This window comes from Paenibacillus sp. V4I3, from assembly GCF_030817215.1.
Taxonomy (GTDB): domain Bacteria; phylum Bacillota; class Bacilli; order Paenibacillales; family NBRC-103111; genus Paenibacillus_E.
Genome location: NZ_JAUSZA010000001.1, coordinates 6985846 through 7005137 on the forward strand (window position 1 = coordinate 6985846; position 19292 = coordinate 7005137).

Sequence of the window (19292 nt, forward strand, 5' to 3'; positions counted from 1 at the left end):
ACACTCCTCGTAAATAATATATTGCCGGCAACAAACTTTATGTGGTCGGCAACATAAATATATCATAACTTTATGTGGTTGGCAACATATAATTGGATGTTAAGCGAATAATCTTATCGCTTCGGGGGAAAATTAATTCCGGTCATTGCGAGAACCGTTAACGCCAATACCCTAATTAGCCGTCCGATATCTCAATAAACGGCTCACGAAGACTGTGAATATGAGCAAGGAGATCGCTACTGAAGCGGCAGCGACAAGGAACAAGACCTGATACCCCGTGTATTGAGACACCCATCCGAGCATGATCGCGCCAAGCCCGATTCCCAGGTCAAATGCCGTCATGAAAGAAGCATTTGCTGCCCCTGCCCGGTTAGGATGTGCAAGGCTCAAGGTTGCTGATTGAAGAGCTGGTTGTGCTGAGCCGATTCCAATTCCAAATAAAACAGATGAAGCAATCATGCCGTATAAACCATTTGACAAGCTTAATACCAGCAAGGCTGCAATTGTAACCGCAAGAGCCGGTACAACCACAAATACCTCGCCATAGCGATCTGAAAGTTTTCCCGTAATCGGCCGGATTACAGTAAGCGTTGCTGCGTAAACCAAAAAGAAAGTGCCTGGATTAACCTTGACCGATTCCGCAAAGAGCGGCAAAAATGTAATAATCCCGCCATAAGCGACGGCCATAAAAAAGATCACAGCCATGATGGATAAAACCGATTTTTCAATAAAATCGATTCGCCCTGCGGCAGCTTTCGGTTGAAACGGCGTTTTTGTCATAAATGCCAAAAGCATTGCTGCGGCAGAAAGGATCGTACCGAAAAGGAACAGGCCGTTGAAAGAATAGTTCCGCAGGACCCAGATTCCCAGCAATGGGCCAATCGCCATCGCCACGGTCATCGCCATACCAAACCAACCCATGCCTTCTCCACGGCGCGAGGGCGGAATAATGTCCGTAATCGCCGTTCCTACAGCTGTTGTGGAGAAAGCCCAGCTTGCTCCATGAAGCACCCGTAATGCCATCAAAACCACGATGCCGCCTACCCAGCCATATAAATACATCGACAAAGCAAAGAATAGCAGCCCCGAGACAATAAACGGACGCCTGCCGTACCGATCCAGCAATCCTCCGACAATCGGACGAAAAATAACGGCAGACAGCGTAAACATTCCCACGGCCAGTCCAATCTGCGATTCGCTACCGCCTAACTGTTTAATAAAAAGAGGCAGTGTCGGAACCAGCAAATAAAAACTGGTAAACAGAAAAAGCATTCCTATAGTCATAAGAAAAAATGGCTTTGTCCACAAGCGGTCCATAATTACCTCCCCCCGCTGATCGTACCTGATTTCGAGGCTGCTGCATTTAAATCCGACAAGAAAACGACGATTATCGCTTGACTTAAGGTTCTCATTATGGGCATTTCAAGTTCTGTAACCGTAAAAGCATCCCCTTTCTGAAGGGTAGTATTACCCACTTGAACCGTTCCGTTCATCACATATACAAAGGGGCTCATTCCTTCAGCAACGGGCACTTCAAGTTCTGCACCTGCATCCGCGTGGATATCGAATACCAGGACTTGATTACGAAATTTAAGAGGGGCATCGGAAGATTCCGGTCCAGCCACCAGCTGCCATGTGCCATTGGTATAATCAACCGGACGATCGTAGAATTGAACACCCGGCGGTAAATCCTTATCTCTAGGCCTGACAAAAATTTGCAAACCTTCAAGGTCTTCGCCCGAATTCGTTTCTTCGTGGGAAAAGCCGCTTCCGGCATTCATCAACATTAAGCGTCTGCGTGTAATGTTCTCCGTAACACCGATTGAATCTTCATGAGTGACCTTGCCGCTGATAAGATAGGTCAGGATTTCATCGTTGAGGTGTTCATGCATAGGGACCATGTTATTTGCTCTAAGAGTGGCATGGTCAATAACGCTAAGCGGCCCGAAAGCAGGATCAAATGCCGGTACCCCATATACCTTGCCTGGTCTCATACGTCTAATTTGAAAGGGGCCGCCTCTTCCCATTGTTGGACTTTGATGAGATTTTAATATTTTAATCATAACTGTCCGCTCCTTCATGATTCTAATTGGAATTCAGTCCTAACAACCATATTTTGTTGCCAGCCACGTAAATATAGCATAAATCAATGTGGTCGACAACATAAATTAACGTAAGTCATGCGCCCCATTCACATCACCACGTACTTCAGTGATGTTTAGAAGATCATTTCGTCTGTCCTATCTGCTGTTGAATGGCTCAATATAATATTTGGTATAGTGGCATAGTTAAATCACAATTTCTCGATATTTGCTATCCATTTATATTCTTGCACCACAACCATTTTGTTTCTGTTTCATCTTATGCTTCATACTGAGTGCCTCTTTTCGTATGTGGGTTTAGTTCTTGCCGGAACGTTTCCCAGTATACTAGAGGCGCTTTTTTCTTTAAAAGCTCAAATTACTTCATTAAAGGAATGGCTCCTTTATAGTAATGTAAGTGCAAGCTGGAATAGCTAAATATCTTCACTATTTTCTCTGAACACCACGAACCGTTCATTGAAAATAAAATAAACCGGAACCCCCTATTTGGAGTTCCGGTCTCATAAACACTAAACAACTTCATTCAACCGCCCATCCCGAAACCGCACAATCCGCTTCGCCTGCTGCGCAATCAATAAGTCATGCGTAATCAAAATAATCGTCCGACCTTGTTCATTTAATCTCTTTAAAATGTTTAAGATCTCCACACCCGTCTTCGAATCTAATGCTCCCGTAGGCTCATCCGCCAAAATGATCGGAGGATCTCCTGCCAACGTTCTCGCAATCGCAACACGCTGCTGCTGTCCGCCAGATAACTCTGATGGAAAATGCTTCTTACGATCCAGCAAGTCCACCGCTTCCAGTGCATGTAAAACGAGCGGCTCTCTTTCCTTTTTGCTCATTCCCCGATAGATCAAAGGCAACTCCACATTCTCATAGGCACTTAATCTAGGCAGCAAGTTGAAGCTTTGAAAAACGAAACCAATCTTCTGATTACGAATCTCAGCAAGCTGAGAATCCTTAAGCACGTTTATTGCTTGACCATCCAGGTCATAAATTCCTTTATCTACAACATCCAAACACCCGATGATGTTCATCAGCGTGGATTTGCCGGAACCTGATGGTCCCATGATGGCCACGAACTCTCCATGATCAATATCTAACGAGACATCATCTAATGCTTTAATCGTTTCCTCGCCCATCGTATAATACTTACTGGCATTTTCGATATGAATTAACGTCATAATCTTCACCTCCATTACTTGCACAATGTCCAAATAAATGAAGTATCTGATTCATAACCCTTACCGTTTCGCCTTATAAAACTCATGATACAGCTTCATCAGCGCCCGCTTCTCAATCCTCGACACATAGGACCGGCTGATGCCGAGCTCCTTAGCAATCTCCCGCTGCGTCCGCTCTTCCCCGCCAAGCTCCAGCCCAAACCGGCCAACGACGACTTCCTTCTCGCGATCGTCCAATATCTCCAGATTGCGATAGATTTTGCTCTTCTCTATCTTGAGCTGCACCTTATCCACGACATCATCCGCTTCCGTGCCGAGGATGTCGATCAATGTAATTTCGTTCCCCTCTTTGTCCGTTCCGATGGGATCATGCAAGGACACATCTTTACGCGTTTTCTTCAATGAGCGAAGATGCATAAGTATTTCGTTCTCGATACAGCGAGCGGCGAACGTCGCGAGCTTGGTCCCTTTGTTCGGCGAGAACGACTCGATAGCCTTGATCAATCCAATCGTTCCTATGGAGATCAAATCCTCGAGATCTTCCCCCGTATTGTCGAATTTTTTGAGGTTGTGAACACGAAGCAACGTAAATCCTGTCCACAAATATCCGGCTATGGGGAAAACCATTGATTTCATGTTATCTATAAATCGTGATACACCTGCAGCTAAGCGTTTCTTTACAAAGGCTTTGTCCTCCCCACATATTCAGATCCCACGTGTAATCACCTTGGATAAAAACCCGGCATATCCACCAGCAATACAAGAATTAATAAATGAAAAAGCCTTATCAAAAAAAACTTGATTAGACAGACAAAGTATTTAAACACCATTGTGGAGCAAGATCACCGGTACATAAAAAAATTAACAAAACCGATGCTTGGTTTCAAATCTTTTCTAACTGCAGAACAGACATTAAAAGGAATAGAGGCCAAGAATTCTTTATTTCCAATTGTTTTTTTCACTTAAATTAAATTGCGTACATTAATTTTTGTTGATTCAAATACAACAAAAAATGCGAGGGCAAGCCTCATAAGGTAGTTGTGATCACTTGCGTCAACAAGTTAATCCATCACAATTACGACTAAAAGAAAGGCTTACCCTACACTTTATAAACACTATATAACTTAAACTTCCATAAATAATTAAATTCGCATTATGGAACCTGGATAAGCTGCCATTTCTGCGCAGCAGAACCGTTATCAAATATCAACATTCGTTCCATTAGCGGTTCCACTAGAAGTTACATCAAGTGCCTTACCACTATTCGGATTAACCAGTTTATAATTCCCTTAAAATCCACTAAACGTTCAGTTTTTATGGAGCCTCAAAAGCGCCAATATCTGGTAAGCCGTTATAGAGGTTATTGCCAAAAAAATCTTTACCTCCATTGTCGGCGACAACTTTACCCTTATTGAGTGCTGGAGACCCAGCCTGAAGCTTGTAACCGTCAAGCGTATTGATACCAGTGCCACCGCTTCCCGGATTCACAAATTTAGGATCGCTTGTTACCTTGAAGGAATCGGACGGTTCTTTATTCGAATGGACACCGCCTTTTTCGTAGAAGAGATTGTTGCTGAACGTGGAATTCCTAAAGCTGGTGCTTCCCCAGTTCGTCTTTACGCTTACATTGTAGTTGTAAAAAATATTATTGTAAAAACTCAAACCCGATTTCATGGTCGTCTCGTTGCTAATTTTAAATTTTGCGGCATCATAATAATAAATATTGTTATAAATATAGCTGGCCGTTATCTCGCTAGCCGGCATCCACTTAATAAAGTAACCGTCATTTTGGCTGATGTTGTACCGGAACACATCATGCTGGTTATTGCCCATGATCAGGAGAGAACCCATCGGATTATCGTGGCTGTAGTTGTACTGGTAAACATTATCGATGCCGTAATAGTCAAAATCGAACGCCATGCCGTCCTGATTGCTCGCCGGCCCCCCGGTTACCTCATTAAACTGGAATACCGTATGATTGGCGTTCCATAACCAAATTCCAGCCACGGCCGTAGTGTATAAAGCTCTTGTTCCAAAACTGTTCAGCAAGTTATGCTCGACTATCGCATCCTTGGTTTCCCGCATGAGAATTCCGTCTCCGCCCATATCACTCATTGTATTGTAAGCAACGTACACGTTCGTGCTCCATTGATTGTTGTTCCGGACGCCATCCCTGAAACATGTATCCGTGCCGGGGCAGGTGAAAATGTTCAACTTCACCGGCTGGGTCGCTAGCCGGTCTACTTTGACGAAAGTGTTATTGACAATGCGAATGTCGTTAAATTTAGCAAGAGAAGCCGTGCTCGGCCCAATAATTTCACCCGATATGCCTGCCCCAGCCGCAGATCCGTTTTCGTTCCCATCCACATCATGGATGTAACAGTTTTGGATATAGATATGGTTAAAAACGTGGTTGTTACCACTAATATTTGCATCGATTTTATAGTAAATGCCCATTCTTACGTCCGTCGTGTTGTTGACGCTAAAGTTATCGTCGTTCGTGATTTCCAGATTGTTGATCTCCCAATACTCCTGATTCACCAGATAAACCGTTCCGGTGGTGTTTAATCCCCCGCCATTGATGACCGGTTTGCTACCGGTGCCGTACATATCTATCACGATTGGACTGCCGCCTACTCCGGATCCCTTTGGAGATAACTGACCGTTCCATATTCCCCCGGTTTTAAACAAGATTATGTCCCCTGGATTAAAAACAGTCGCATTTATTTTGCTAAGTGATTTCCACGCAACCGATGTGCTCGTACCTGAATTTGCATCATTGCCATTCACGGAATCCACATAGTATGTCGTTCCTGCAGCACTGGCTGGTGACGGTAAGCGCAGCGTCGTAATCATGCATAACGCTACAAAAAGAACGAACCATTTTTTCATGAACAATTTCTTCATTAAGATTCCCTCCCGAATAAAATGGTATTGTTAACGCTTACATCATTCTCCTTAAAATGCTCTTTTATTTTCCTGTTGATCCATTCCCGCTTCGATAATAGCCATGAGTCCTCGATCGGATAGCAATGGAATGAAATCGGTCGCTCAAGCCCCTCCTCTAGGGCAGCCAGAACGTACTCTCTGCCGAAAATTTCGTCCAGAAGCTGCAGCGCCCGTAAAAAATAACCGGAGACATTATACTTATAGAGCCGGACTCCCAAAATCCCGCTGAGCGTGGACGGCATATTAAAGAAACGGTTGGATACCGCTTTATACTGTACGCAGCAATAATAAGTCCATAAAGGTGACACCCCATGCTCAAGAAATGGCTCCATATGATCATTTGCCGGAGCCGGATTTTTCACAAGACCTTTCTCGTCATAATCATAATCAGACAAGGCATAAATAATCGGAAAGTCTTCAAAATATTCTCGAACCATTCGGCTTGCATTTCCATAAGATTCAAGATGATCGATATTGGGCTCATCTGAGATGTGAAAGAAGCTTTGTTTCGCGAGGCCATTTTCATGAATCCATTTCGTCAAGGACTGCAGCATTGTGTGAGAAACAATCTGATGCTTCTCCCGATGCATCTGTTTCCCAACCGAAAATTTGTTTCTACTCTCCTTTCTCCATTGCCATTATTGTGATTTCCAATTCAAAGGTCTCTCTCCCTAGCATCCCCCCCCCTCCTCAGATTCCAAGCAAATACCGATTATTTATAGACCTGGTTTCATCTTTCCTTCCAGCTCCACTGTTATCCAAACCGATCACCATTGCCCCGGAGGCACGCTTATCCCCTCCGTTTCAAATAATGGAAATAACGGATCAGGATATAAACCAGGTAAGACACGAAGCACATTATCGTCATGATCATGATAAGTCGGCAACTCCTAACGCATGACTCCGACGCTTCGAACCGAAATAAATGGGTCTATTGTGGATTCAATCTTAACGATTATCCCTTTCAGTATCCGCTCCGAGCGGAACGCTACTTGAAAGGAATAGGTTTCGTTCAGCAGCATGGATCCTTTCACATACGCTGCTTCCACTAATTCTTCATCAGAGAACTGGCTAATGAACTCAGTACAGAGTCTCGAATCTGTTGAGTTAATGTGCCATATCTTACTCTCTCTTTTGTCTTGTCGCGTACCGAAACGCCTCATAAATTCCTGTAAATGGACGATGTTCCCCTCGATTCGAGATTCCTCGGCTGCGAATGCCATGAGATGGCTTTGAACAGAACGGTATTGAACACGCTCCTCCCTTTTTCTATTAACTGTGATAAATCTATTTCTAAGTTAATTATGATATCGGATAAACACGCTTTCAATTTTGAGTTTTTTACATTCCCTTTCACTTTCTTTACTCATTTGTTACTCCGATATTCTTGGGGGGAGATGCCCTTCTTTCTCTTGAATTATGCTGGGAATCAAGTCTTTCAGTACTGGAGAGAACAATTGCCGGGATAGAATTCATGCAAGTTAAGATAAAGAAAGGGCAGGTTGAATGCAATCATTCGTCTGTCCTTTCTACAGTAGAATTAATCAATAAAATGTTTGGTTTGACAGCATAATCAAGCAACAATATGGAGAGCTATTTTTGATATATTAGTCGCACCAAAACTGCGTCCGTGCTGAGTGAACTAAAAAACGGAGCCACATTTGCGTTCAAATGCCGGACTCCGTTTTTTATTATATTAATTAATGAATTGTTCGTACTGCAGCAAACGCTTCAGCATAACCGCCGCTTCGGCACGGCTTGCTTTCGCGCTCGGTACGAAGGTCTGATTGGTCACGCCATTGATGATTCCCGCATTCACAGATTGCGTTACGGCATCCTTAGCCCATTCACTGATGGACCCGGCATCTGTGAATCCGGCTAAGCCCTTCACATCCACTGCTGCTTTCTTGCCAGCAAAGTTCATTGCGCGTGTGATCATCACAGCCATTTGCTCACGAGTAATGTTCGCATCTGGCTGAAATGTGCCGTTCTCAAAGCCATCCACTAACCCGGCTTTGCTTGCAGCTCCGATGGCTCCTGCAAACCAATCATTCGTTTTCACGTCTGTAAAATGCGCTGCGTTCGTTTCAGACAGCCCCAGGGAGCGTACGAGAAGCGTTGCGAATTGTGCACGTGTAATTTCGTTTTGTGGAGCGAAGCTGCTCTCTGTCATTCCATTAATAACAAGCTTAGACGCCAACAATTCAACGTCGGCTTGAGACCAATGACCTTTCAAGTCCTCAAAGGTTTTGACAGACTCTACAACCGTATAGATACTGTTACCCGGACGTTTTATGCTTGCTGTCGTCATTCCATCCGACGTCGAGAAGGTCGCAGGCACGAAGCTCATAGTACCTGTTACCGGGTTATATAGAACCACGGTTGTTTTCTTCGCATCTACCTCTTTTGTTATCTCAATCGTTCTGGAAACATAGGTTTTTCCGAAATCATTCAGTGATACCTTTTTCCCGTTAGCTTCCGCCGTTACGCTAAAGTCTATTGCCGAGGTTAAAGGTTTCAGACCTGCTTGTTTGGCTTTCGTTTCAATATCAACGGAAGTTGTACCACTGACTTTCTCGATAGCAATGCTGACTTTTACATCTTTCGTTGCGGACCCTAACGCTGTCGCAAAGCTAGATATGTCCACTACCTTCAACGGAAGGTCATAGGTTGCCCCGTTATTTTTCAAGGACAACACTGCTGCCGGTGCTTTGGATAATAGTTCCACCAAGGATGCGGCCGGAAGCTCGACCTTGCCAATGGTTTCACTGCCTTTGATTTCGATGTTAATTCGCTGATCTGCCGTTCCTGTCGATGCTTTGAGCAGCTCCATCACTTGAGCTAACGTAGCCTCTTCGACGGTTACTCTTGCGACCGATGTCCCGTCAGCGGTTTTGTCGCTTACCGGCTGGACATTAATTTGCACACCGTCTTTGGTCGGCACTACCGACGGGCCGGCTGTTGTAGTTGTAGAAGTACTGCTGCTACTACTATCATCGTTGTTGCTGCTGGAAAACGGAGTTGCAACAGTTTCCGTCGAATTCGCGCTCTCTCCACCTGCATTCGCAGCTGTCATAACATAGTAGTAAGTAATACCGTTGGTTAATCCGGTATCCATATACAAGGTTGTCGTCACATTCGATGCAATCGTCGTATACGGCCCACCGCTGCTCGTACTGCGCTTCACGTTATAGTACGTTGCGCCAGTGACTGTGCTCCATGTCAAGCTTACTTGAGCGTTGCCCTCTGTTGCATTCAGGTTGGTCGGTGGTGTCGGTGCTTGTACCGGAGTTAAAGGCGCTGCCGGAATCGCACTTGCTGCGTTAGAGTTTGTGCTCTCGCCTCCGGTGTTTGCCGCAGTTACTACATAGTAATAGGTTGTTCCGTTAACTAAGCCCGCATCCGAATAAGTTGCTCCTGTTACGTTGGCGGCAATCGTCGTATACTGCCCACCGCTGCTCATACTGCGCTTCACGTTGTAGTACGTTGCGCCGGTGACTGTGCTCCATGTCAAGCTTACTTGAGCGTTGCCCTCTGTTACTTTCAGGTTGGTTGGTGGTGTCGGTGCTTGTACCGGAGTTAATGGCACTGCCGGAGTCGCACTTGCTGCGATAGAGTTTGAACTCTCACCTCCGCTGTTTACCGCAGTTACTACATAGTAATAGCCTGTTCCGTTAGTTAGGCCCGAATCCGAATAAGTTGCTCCAGTTACGCTGGCGGCAATCGTCGTATACGGTCCGCCACTGGTCGAACTGCGCTTCACATTGTAGTATGTCGCATCCGTTACAGTCGACCACATCAGGTTCACTTGTGAATCAACCGGCGTAGCTGCCAGATGGGTCGGTTGAGCCGGAACCGGCACCGAATTATCTGGGGAATACAGATTTAGTTCTAAAACCGCAGGACTACTGCCTCCTGTTGCAGTCATTTCGAACTTAAACGCTGTCGCTTCTACCGGATCAAAGGTAGCTACCTTCGTGCTTGAATCTGCTGCCCATGTGCCCGGGTTGCCAGTACCGGTTGGGATTGCCGTGAAATTGACACCGTCCGTACTGACGTACAATTTATACGCTGTAACCGCGTATGCCCCTGAATAAGGTTTATAGTCGAATTTTGAAATGGTGCTCTTTTGGGCTAAAGTAAGGATTATATACTGAGGGCTCGCAGTTGTTGGACGACTAGATGGATACCAATAAGTCGAAGTACTTCCATCAATCGCCAATGCTGCAGCATACGAACTACTATAAATACTTGAAGCTGTAGCGGTCATAGATGATTGCGATATTTTCGTATAAAGCCCCGTTCCATTTGTTCCTGTACCGATTCCGACCTGTACTTCCGCAGCGGAAGTATGTCCCGATGAATGCACTGCTATAATTTTAATATAGGAAGCTGAAACGGACGGGAACACCGCTCTTTTCCGATAAGTATTGTTTGCCCACGTGCCGGTAGCAACTTTTGTAAAGCCTACGCCATCGGTACTTGTATACACCTGGTAATTTGTAATGACTCCGGCCGCATCATCTGCTGAAGGAACGTAGATGACACGATCGATGTTGTATGTTCCTCCCAAAGCTATCGTCAAGGTCGGATTCGATCCGTCTTCCGATTGCCAATAGGTTTGATCCTGACCGTCTACTGCACTCATATGGCTATGGCCTGTCGTGCTGCTTGTCGCAACGGCGCTCATCTGCTGCTGCGGTACATAGCGCAATGTCGAATTCGATGCGGAAGGAGTTCCCGTCAATTCCTGACCACCAATATCGGGACTTACGGCATTGATCATATTTCCATAAAAGTCCTTGATTCCTTGAGCATGCGGACTTTCGATACCGGCGTCAATAGCAGGTGAGTCCGTTTGCAACTGATACCCTTGCAGCGTATTAAGACCAATACTTCCCGAACCAGGATTCATAAACTTCGGATCATCCGTCATCCCATAAGGATCGAAAGGCTCCTGCTGTGTATGTTGTCCGCTGGCTTCGTAAAAAATGTTATGGCTGAACGTCAGCTGATCCCAGTTGCCATTTCCCCATTTCGTTGGTGTTGTCGTGCTCGTGTTATAAAAAATATTGTTATAGAAATGATAGCCTAATTTTGTTTCATCCTTGCTGTCTCCGTTAATCTTATGATTAGCGCCATCATAATAAAAGATATTGTTGTAGAGATACGCCGACGTCGTCTCATTATAAGCAAAATGGCGGAAAGCCAAGCCGTCGTTTTGGCTGATGTTGTAACGGAATATATCATTTTCATTCGCTCCCATAAGCAAAACAGTGCCCATCGGATTGTCATGACTATAGTTGTACTGGTATACAGTATCGATGCCGTAATAATCGAAGTCAAATGCGCAGCCGTCTTGGTTCGAAGCAGGGCCTCCGTATACTTCATTAAACTGGAATACGGTATGATTGGCATTCCACAACCATATTCCAGCTACAGCCGTGGTCGTTAACGCTCTTGTTCCAAAGCTAGACAACACGTTATGCTCGACGATCGCATCCTTCGTCTCCCGCATCAGAATCCCGTCTCCGCCTATATCATTCATGGTGTTATAAGCGACATAGACGCCCGTGCTCCATTGGTTGTTGTTGCGGACTCCGTCGCGGAAACAAGTATCGCCGGTACAAGTGAAGATGTTCAGCTTCACGGGCTGGATCGCCGTCCGGTCCACTTTCGTAAAGGTGTTATGTTCAATCCGGATGTCATCGAATCTCGCCGATGAAGCTGTGCTTGGCCCGACAATCTCGCCGGAGATCCCAGCACTGGAGGCAGAGCCGTTCTCGTTGCCATCGACATCGTGGATGTTACAATTTCGAATGTAGATGTGATGAAACACATGGTTGCTTCCCGATATATTGGCATCAATCTTATAATAGATGCCCATTCTAACGTCTGTCGTATCATTGGTGTTCAAGTTATCATCATTCGTAACTTCCAGATTGTTAATCTCCCAATATTCCTGATTTACCAAATAGACCGTCCCGGTGTTGTTCAACCCACCACCGTTAATGACAGGCTTGCTGCCGGTACCATACCTATCGATCACGATTGGACTGCCGTCTACTCCGGATCCCTTTGGAGATAGCTGTCCGTTCCATATTCCTCCGGTTTTAAACAAGATAGTGTCACCCGGATTAAAAACAGTTGCATTGATTTTGGTGAGCGATTTCCACGCAGCCGATGTGTCGGTACCGGAATTAGCATCATTGCCATTCACGGAATCAACATAGTATGTCGTTCCTGCTGCGCTGGCCGGTGACGGAATGCGCATAGTTGCAATCATGCATAGCATTACAAATAGAACGAACCATTTCTTCATAAACAACTTCTTCAGCATGATTCCCTCCCGAATAAAATGGTATTGTTAACGCTTACTTATTCTACTGTAAATGCTCTTTTATTTTCCTGTTGATCCATTCCCGCTTCGATAACAGCCATGTGGCCTCGACCGGATAGCAATGGAATGAAATCGGACGCTCAAGCCCGTCCTCCAAGGCATCCAGCACGTACTTCCTGCCATGAATCTCCTCCAGGAGCTGCAGCGCCCGTAAATCTTGTAACGCTTCTTGCAGTACTTCAAGACGAATCGATTCGATCGGCCCTTGTTCACCGGGATATACCAAGTAGGCATCTCCAGATGCAAAGGCATGATCTGCATCCGTTACGCGATACGGATCGACGGCCCGGCGTGAAAACTGCGAATACCAAAAATTGTAGCCCCAATGCAAAAAACCGGAAACATTGTACTTATAAAGCTGAATACCCAAGATCCTATTGCGCGCGGACGGCATATTATAGAAACGGTTTGAAACCGCTTTATACTGTACGCAGCAATAATAAGTCCATAAAGGAGACACCCCGTTCTCAAGAAACGACTCCATATGATCATTTGCCGGAACTGGATTTTTCACCAGGCCTTTCTCATAAAAATCGTAATCAGACAAGGCGTCAATGATCGGAAAGTCAATAAGGTGTTCTCGAACCATTCGGCTTGCGTTCCCATAAGATTCAAGATGATCGATAGTAGGCTCATCTGAAATGTGAAAGAAGCTTTTTTCCGCGATGCCATTTTCATGGATCCATTTCGTCAAGGACGGCAGCATTTGCGTGAGAAACAATCTGTACGCTTCTCCCGACGCATCTGTTTCCCAACCAAAAATTTGTTTCCACTCCCCTTGCTCCATTGCCATTATTTTCGGCGCATGTTTGGCTCCCCATTGCGTGAAGAGATGAGAAAACTCAAAGTATTCGACACCACGGCTTTGGCACATTTCAACCCATCTCTTCAAACGATCGAAGCCGAATTGATACGAATGCGGCGCGGTCACTTCAATATCGAGAAGTTGAACCGTTGGTCTTTCTCCGCCGACATCGGTATCAAGCGGCGGCGTGAACAAAGGCGTCAATATCATGTTAATACCGTGTTTAACCGCCGTTTGCACATAACAATCCATCAATTCCCAATGCTTCTCCGAGAAAATTTCCGTCTCGTACTGCGTCGCAAGACAGTCTGCATGCAACCATTCCGTATGAATCAGCCGCTGTTTGGGGAGAGAGGTGTTTATGATTTCCAATTCAAAGGACTCCCGCCCTAGCATCATCCCCTCCTCCGATTCCAAACAAATGCAGATGCTATATAGACCTGGCTCCACATTTCCTTCCAACTCCACTGTTATCCAAATCGACCGCCATTGCCCCGGAGGCGCGCTTATCCCCCACGTTTCAAATAATGGAAATAACGGATCAGGATATAAACCGGGTAAGACACGAAGCACTTTATCGTCATGGTCATGATAAGCCGGCAATTCCGAAGGTACGACTCCGACGCTTCGGACCGCAATATATTTCTCTATTGCTGATTCAATCTTAACGTTAATCCCTTTCAGAAGCCGCTCCGAGCGGAACGCTACTTGAAAGGAATAGGTTTCGTTCAGCAGCATGGATCCTTTCCCATACGCTGCTTCCACTAATTCTTCATCAGAGAACACTTTGGCTAATGAACTCAGAACACGAGTCTCAAATCTGTTGAGCGAATGTGTCATATCTCATCCCCTCTTTTGTCTTGTCGCGTACCGAAACGCTGCATAAACTCCTGTAAATGAACGGTATTACCCTCGATTCGGGACTCCTCAGCTGCGAATGCCGTAAGGTGGCTTTGGACAGAACGGTTGACCGAGGTTAACCCTTGAATACTGCCGTTTGTCCGAACCAGTTTCAGAAAATCCTGGATCAGCTTCACATCGCCCCCTCCATGGCCAACATGACCGCTCACATTCTCAAAATCGATCCGTTCGACTTTCCCGCTCCCAAAATGGAGAATCTCAATTTCATTCTTCTCCATGGCACCTCGGATCTCCCCGCGGGTTCCCATTAATTTAATCGTTCGGCTGACATCTCTCGTGAATGCGCTCATCGTGAATGACGCTGTAACCTCATTGGCAAATTCCAAATTAACGACCTGATGGTCTACAACGTCATTATCGCAATGGTAAACACATCTGCCGTAAGGCCCTTCAAGTAAGGCCTTGTAACGGGAACTATAGCTATTGTCATCGCTGATAGCGGAAGTCGGCCAATCGGTATCGTCTGTCAAATATTGCTTCGGCGCATAATAGAGACATTTATCCGAAACCGGGCAACCGTCCAAACAGCGGGCAGGGGCTCCTTTTGGTGCTTGACTAACCGTAAAATGACTAAGTGAACCGAACGAGGATACTCTGACGCAATCCGAGTTTGCCAGCCAGAGAAGAATATCAAGATCGTGGCAAGACTTTGCCAGAATCATCGGACTGGACTCGTCCTTGCGGCGCCAATTCCCACGCACATAGCTGTGCGCTTGGTGCCAGTAGCCCACATTCTCATTATGTTGGATCGACATTAGTTGGCCAATTGTATCCTTATCAAGCAATTCTTTCAGCGCCGTGAAAAACGGAGTATATCGAAGTACGTGGCAGATTGAAAACACCAAACCAGACTGGGAAGCCATTTCCCCCATCAGAATGCATTCTTCAGGGTCCGGCGATATCGGCTTCTCTAAAAGCACATGATAACCCGCCTTCAAAGCCTTCATGGCCGGCTCAAAATGCTGTTTATCCTGAGTGCATATCAAGACAGCATCAGCCAGCTTGGGAACAGCGAATAAATCATCCCAACTCTCAAAGCACTTCGAATCGGCAACACCGTGTCTGGCTTTAAAGCTCTCTCTCCGCTCTCGAACAGGTTCCGCAACCGCAACAACTTCAACTTCATGTGGATGCTGCAAAGCGTATTCCAGATAGTTAACTCCGCGTTGACCTGCACCGATTAATGCAACCTTAATTTTGCTCATCCTATATCTTCTCCAATAAAATTATTCTTTTACGCTTCCTACCGTCATTCCTTTGATAAAATACTTCTGCGAGAAGGGATACACAAGCATGATTGGCAGCGCCCCCATGAAAATTTGGGCTGCCCTAAGCGTTTTCTCGCTCATATTCCCCATCGCCTTGATCTGTTCAACCGAGAGCGATGCCATCTGAGAACTACTCGACATGATGAGTGAGGACAGATAGGTCTGAAGAGGATACTTGTCCGGGGAGTTCAAGTACAGAATGCCGTCGAACCATGAATTCCAGTGTCCCACAATCGTAAACAAACCAATAGTTGCGATCGACGGTAGTGAGACTGGCAAGTAAATTTGAAATAATATTCTCCAATGTCCTGCTCCGTCAATCGTTGCTGCCTCATCCAGTTCCTTCGGAATCGATCTAAAAAAATTCAGCATCAGGACCATGTTCCAAACACTGAGTGCTCCAGGCAAAATCAGAGCCCAAATGGAATTTATCAAGCCGGTGCTCAATACGATCATATAGGTTGGGATTAACCCGCCACCGAAGAACATCGTAATCGCAAAGAACCAAACATATTTGGTTCGGAGCCTAAATGCTTCAGTAGATTTTGATAACGGATAAGCCGTAATAAATACAAGAAACAAATTGATCGCTGTACCCAAAATTACCCTCTCAATGGACACCCATAGCGAACGAAAAAACTCAACCTTTTGAGCCAGATAGCTGTACGCATCCAGATTAAAACCGACCGGCCACAGCTTCACCTCGCCTGCAATTGCCGCTATGTTCGAACTAAGCGAGATCGAGAGCAAATGAAGGAACGGAAAAATGCCCAGTAAAGTGATAACCGTTAGAAGCAGTGAATTGAATAGTACGAAAAGCGTTCTTCCAATTGTTCGATTATGCATCTCTCCACCTCTATGTTAAAAAATTCTGTAATTGTTATATTTATAGGCCGCATAGTAGGTCAAAGACACGAGCACAAGGGAAATCACGGACTTGAACAATCCAACAGCGGCGGCGGGTCCGAATTGTTGACTAAACATCCCGAGCCGGTAAACGAATGTGTCGATTACATCCGCACCTGTGTAGACCGTCGGGTTATACAGAATCAGGATTTGCTCAAAGCCCGCATTGAGAATGCCTCCAAGGCTTAATACGCCCAGCAAAATCAGAATCGGCGCCATGCCCGGAAGCGTAATATGCAGCATTTGTTTCCATCTTCCGGCCCCATCCACTTCTGCTGCCTCATACAGAGTCGCATTGATTCCGGTAATAGCCGCTAGCATCACAATCATATTGTAGCCCATCCCTTTCCAGACATCGGAAGCGACGATAATCCCCCGAAACCACTGGTTGTCCAGCATAAACATGATTGGCTTTATTTGCAAGGCGGCGATCAGGCCGTTTATTGGGCCGTTCAGAGCGAATAATTCAATAATGACGCCGCCAAGTACGGTCCAGGACAAAAAGAACGGCAAAAAAATAGCAGATTGAATGATACGCGAGAACCATCTTTTGGTTACCTCGTTAAGAAGCAATGCCAGAATCAATGGAACAAGCAAGAACAGCATCATTTTAAAAACCGAGATGAGAATGGTGTTCCAGAGTACCTGTTTGAAATCGGGCAGTTCGAATACATACCTGAAATTATCTAATCCGATGAACTTGGAGTGAAAAAAACCGGATAGCGGCTCAAACTGCTGAAATGCCATCACAAGGCCGGCCATCGGGCCGTAGGCATAGATCAGCGTGACGATCAAACCGGGCACCAGCATCAAATGAAGCGGATATTCTGTTTTGAGAGTCCTCACCGACGGACCTCCTTTCGTTTGAAATGGGAGGGATTTGCCAATTGCTCGGGCCAAACCCTCCCGTTATTACTACAAATACAATTATTTTACAGCCAGCTTGCCGTACCAGTCGTTGACCTCATTGGTGATTTGTTCGCCGCCAAGGGATTTCCAACTGGATACAAATTTGTCGAAATCATCGAGAGATCCGCCCATAATAATCTTGGTGAAGCTCTCCGACATTAATTTATCCATCTGAGCTCCCTTTTCCGCTTGGGATTTCGTAGGAAGAGCGTAGAGCTCATTATAGACATAAGCTTTACTCTGTTTGATCTGGCGCGTAATTCCCCAGCCGCCGTCTTTAGCCGCACGGCTGAAATATTGTCCCCAGTTCACGCCTTTGGTCGCTTCCGAAGTATTCCCTGCAAGATATTGGTTTGTTGCTTTGAAGACATCCGCTACGTTCTTGTAATTTTCATCATCCAGCGTAACTTCATTTTGTTTCGCTTCCAGCGCTTTATTGACTTCGGTATAGATCGTTTCGATTTGAGCCGGATTGTAAATCCGGGGATAGAACCAATTGTACACGTAACCGTTCTCAGCTTTATTCTGATCTATATATTTCTTATTGCCCATTTCAATGTAGAAGTTGATCATCTTGATGGCCGCTTCCGGGTTTGCCGCATTTTTGTTCACGGCCATGAGTTTGTTTGCACGAAGCTTCGGAACGAGCGATTTCCCGGGTCCATTCAAGCCCGGAATTTGCAGTGCAATCCAGTCCGCCTTCGGATCCTTGTCCACATTCAGGTTCAAGGGCCAGTTCGGATACCACCATTCCCCATAGGAAATCCCTACTTTTCCTGCAGTAAGATCTTCAACCGCTTTGTTCTCATCCTTCAACGCAAATTCTTTATCCAAAATCCCTTCCTTGTACCAGGACTGCAGCTTCCCGAGCGCCATCTTCACCTCAGGCTGGATGAGCCCGGGAATCAACTTGCCGCTTCCATCCTTAATCCAGGCGGATTGGTTATTGCCGACCGACGGATAAGCGCCAAATCCGTTAAAGAACCCCCGGAGATCAAATCCCCAGTAGAACAGATTTTTTTGGGCTGCGATCCCATAGGTGTCATTTTTCCCATTCTGATCCGGGTCATTTTGTACAAAAGACAGTGCTACTTTTTCCAATTCATCCATTGTTTTAGGCGGCTGCAAATGTTGGGTGTCGAGCCAATCCTTTCGAATCCAGAGCAGTTGTGTGGACAAGAAAGGATCCTCAAAGCCCGGAAGTCCGAATAATTTCCCATCCTCGCTGAATGCCTTCAGCGCAAAGCCGCCATCGGACTCCATATATTTCTTAAGCGCCGGAGAGGCGTATTTATTATAGGCTTCAGTCAGATCGGCAAGCATTCCCGCTTTTTTCAATTTCTCATAATTTGTCTGATCCAGTTCCATAATATCCGGCAAGTCATTGGATGCAATGGCCAGTGAAAATTTTTGGTCGTATTGGTTTGTCGGAACTGTCCATTTATACTTCAGTTCAATATTCAGCATATCTTTGAGACTTTTAATATAAGCGTTCTGTTCCGGAGTGATTCCTTTGGGAATCCGCGGATCTTCCGGAGCAATGTAGCCAAGCACTTCCGTTACCGTTACCGTATTGGGATACTTGCCAAACGGATCATTTGACGCGTTACTCCCCTTATCCCCCCCATTGGTAGAGGTCTGAGGCGTTGAATTAGTTGTCTCTTTTCCTTGATTTGAGCATGCTGATAATACCGAAAGCGTCATCGTCGCAATCAAAATCATCTTCCATGTTGCAATCCGTTTCATATTGAACACGTTCCTCCCTTTTTCTATTAACTGTGATGAATCTATTTCTAAGTTAATTATGATACCAAGTGAACGTGCTTTCAATTTTGAGTTTTTTACATT

General features: G+C 45.5%; 13 protein-coding genes and 1 pseudogene. 1 reads left to right on the forward strand and 13 read right to left on the reverse strand.

Annotation, left to right across the window (positions count from 1 at the left end; translation table 11 throughout):
* Positions 1-171: 171 nt before the first annotated feature.
* The 4 genes from QFZ77_RS32055 to sigK all read right to left on the reverse strand — a co-directional run bounded on the left by QFZ77_RS32055 (position 172) and on the right by sigK (position 3922).
* Positions 172-1317: an MFS transporter gene (locus QFZ77_RS32055; RefSeq protein WP_307446215.1), complete on the reverse strand. Its 1146-nt coding sequence runs from the start codon at positions 1315-1317 to the stop codon at positions 172-174.
* Between the two features lie 2 nt (positions 1318-1319).
* Positions 1320-2063 carry a pirin family protein gene (locus QFZ77_RS32060; protein ID WP_307446219.1) on the reverse strand — a complete coding sequence of 248 codons (744 nt, stop codon included), beginning with the start codon at positions 2061-2063 and terminating at the stop codon, positions 1320-1322.
* Between the two features lie 548 nt (positions 2064-2611).
* Positions 2612-3286, reverse strand: coding sequence for an ABC transporter ATP-binding protein (locus tag QFZ77_RS32065; RefSeq protein ID WP_307446222.1), 675 nt, complete (start codon positions 3284-3286; stop codon positions 2612-2614).
* Between the two features lie 60 nt (positions 3287-3346).
* On the reverse strand, positions 3347-3922 hold the full coding sequence (gene sigK / locus QFZ77_RS32070) for an RNA polymerase sporulation sigma factor SigK (RefSeq protein ID WP_373462694.1): 576 nt from the start codon (positions 3920-3922) through the stop codon (positions 3347-3349).
* On the opposite strand from sigK, the pseudogene QFZ77_RS32075 reads away from it, so the two are divergent.
* Positions 3903-4213: pseudogene (locus QFZ77_RS32075) on the forward strand (DDE-type integrase/transposase/recombinase); the annotation flags it as partial. The gene sigK and the pseudogene QFZ77_RS32075 sit on opposite strands and share 20 nt — an antisense overlap.
* A gap of 272 nt (positions 4214-4485) precedes the next feature.
* Here the strand turns inward: QFZ77_RS32075 and QFZ77_RS32080 are convergent.
* From QFZ77_RS32080 to QFZ77_RS32120, 9 genes are all read right to left on the reverse strand, one after another.
* Positions 4486-4563 carry an RICIN domain-containing protein gene (locus tag QFZ77_RS32080; RefSeq protein WP_307450016.1) on the reverse strand — a complete coding sequence of 26 codons (78 nt, stop codon included), beginning with the start codon at positions 4561-4563 and terminating at the stop codon, positions 4486-4488.
* Between the two features lie 37 nt (positions 4564-4600).
* Positions 4601-6193 carry a right-handed parallel beta-helix repeat-containing protein gene (locus tag QFZ77_RS32085; protein ID WP_307446225.1) on the reverse strand — a complete coding sequence of 531 codons (1593 nt, stop codon included), beginning with the start codon at positions 6191-6193 and terminating at the stop codon, positions 4601-4603.
* Positions 6193-6825: a glycoside hydrolase domain-containing protein gene (locus QFZ77_RS32090; RefSeq protein ID WP_307446228.1), complete on the reverse strand. Its 633-nt coding sequence runs from the start codon at positions 6823-6825 to the stop codon at positions 6193-6195. The genes QFZ77_RS32085 and QFZ77_RS32090 overlap by 1 nt, the downstream gene beginning before the upstream one ends.
* Before the next feature lie 1106 nt (positions 6826-7931).
* Positions 7932-12575, reverse strand: a complete 4644-nt coding sequence (locus QFZ77_RS32095; RefSeq protein WP_307446231.1) for a discoidin domain-containing protein — start codon at positions 12573-12575, stop codon at positions 7932-7934.
* A 43-nt stretch (positions 12576-12618) separates the two neighbouring features.
* On the reverse strand, positions 12619-14280 hold the full coding sequence (locus tag QFZ77_RS32100; protein ID WP_307446234.1) for a DUF4091 domain-containing protein: 1662 nt from the start codon (positions 14278-14280) through the stop codon (positions 12619-12621).
* Positions 14277-15566, reverse strand: coding sequence for a Gfo/Idh/MocA family protein (locus tag QFZ77_RS32105; RefSeq protein ID WP_307446236.1), 1290 nt, complete (start codon positions 15564-15566; stop codon positions 14277-14279). The genes QFZ77_RS32100 and QFZ77_RS32105 overlap by 4 nt, the downstream gene beginning before the upstream one ends.
* Before the next feature lie 21 nt (positions 15567-15587).
* The gene (locus QFZ77_RS32110) at positions 15588-16475 is read right to left on the reverse strand and encodes a carbohydrate ABC transporter permease (RefSeq protein WP_307446239.1); all 888 of its coding nucleotides are present in this window, start codon (positions 16473-16475) and stop codon (positions 15588-15590) included.
* Between the two features lie 15 nt (positions 16476-16490).
* Complete coding sequence (locus QFZ77_RS32115) at positions 16491-17381, reverse strand: ABC transporter permease (RefSeq protein ID WP_307446242.1); 891 nt, start codon at positions 17379-17381, stop codon at positions 16491-16493.
* 81 nt (positions 17382-17462) lie between these two features.
* Positions 17463-19190, reverse strand: a complete 1728-nt coding sequence (locus QFZ77_RS32120) for an extracellular solute-binding protein (protein WP_307446248.1) — start codon at positions 19188-19190, stop codon at positions 17463-17465.
* Between the last annotated feature and the right edge of the window lie 102 nt (positions 19191-19292).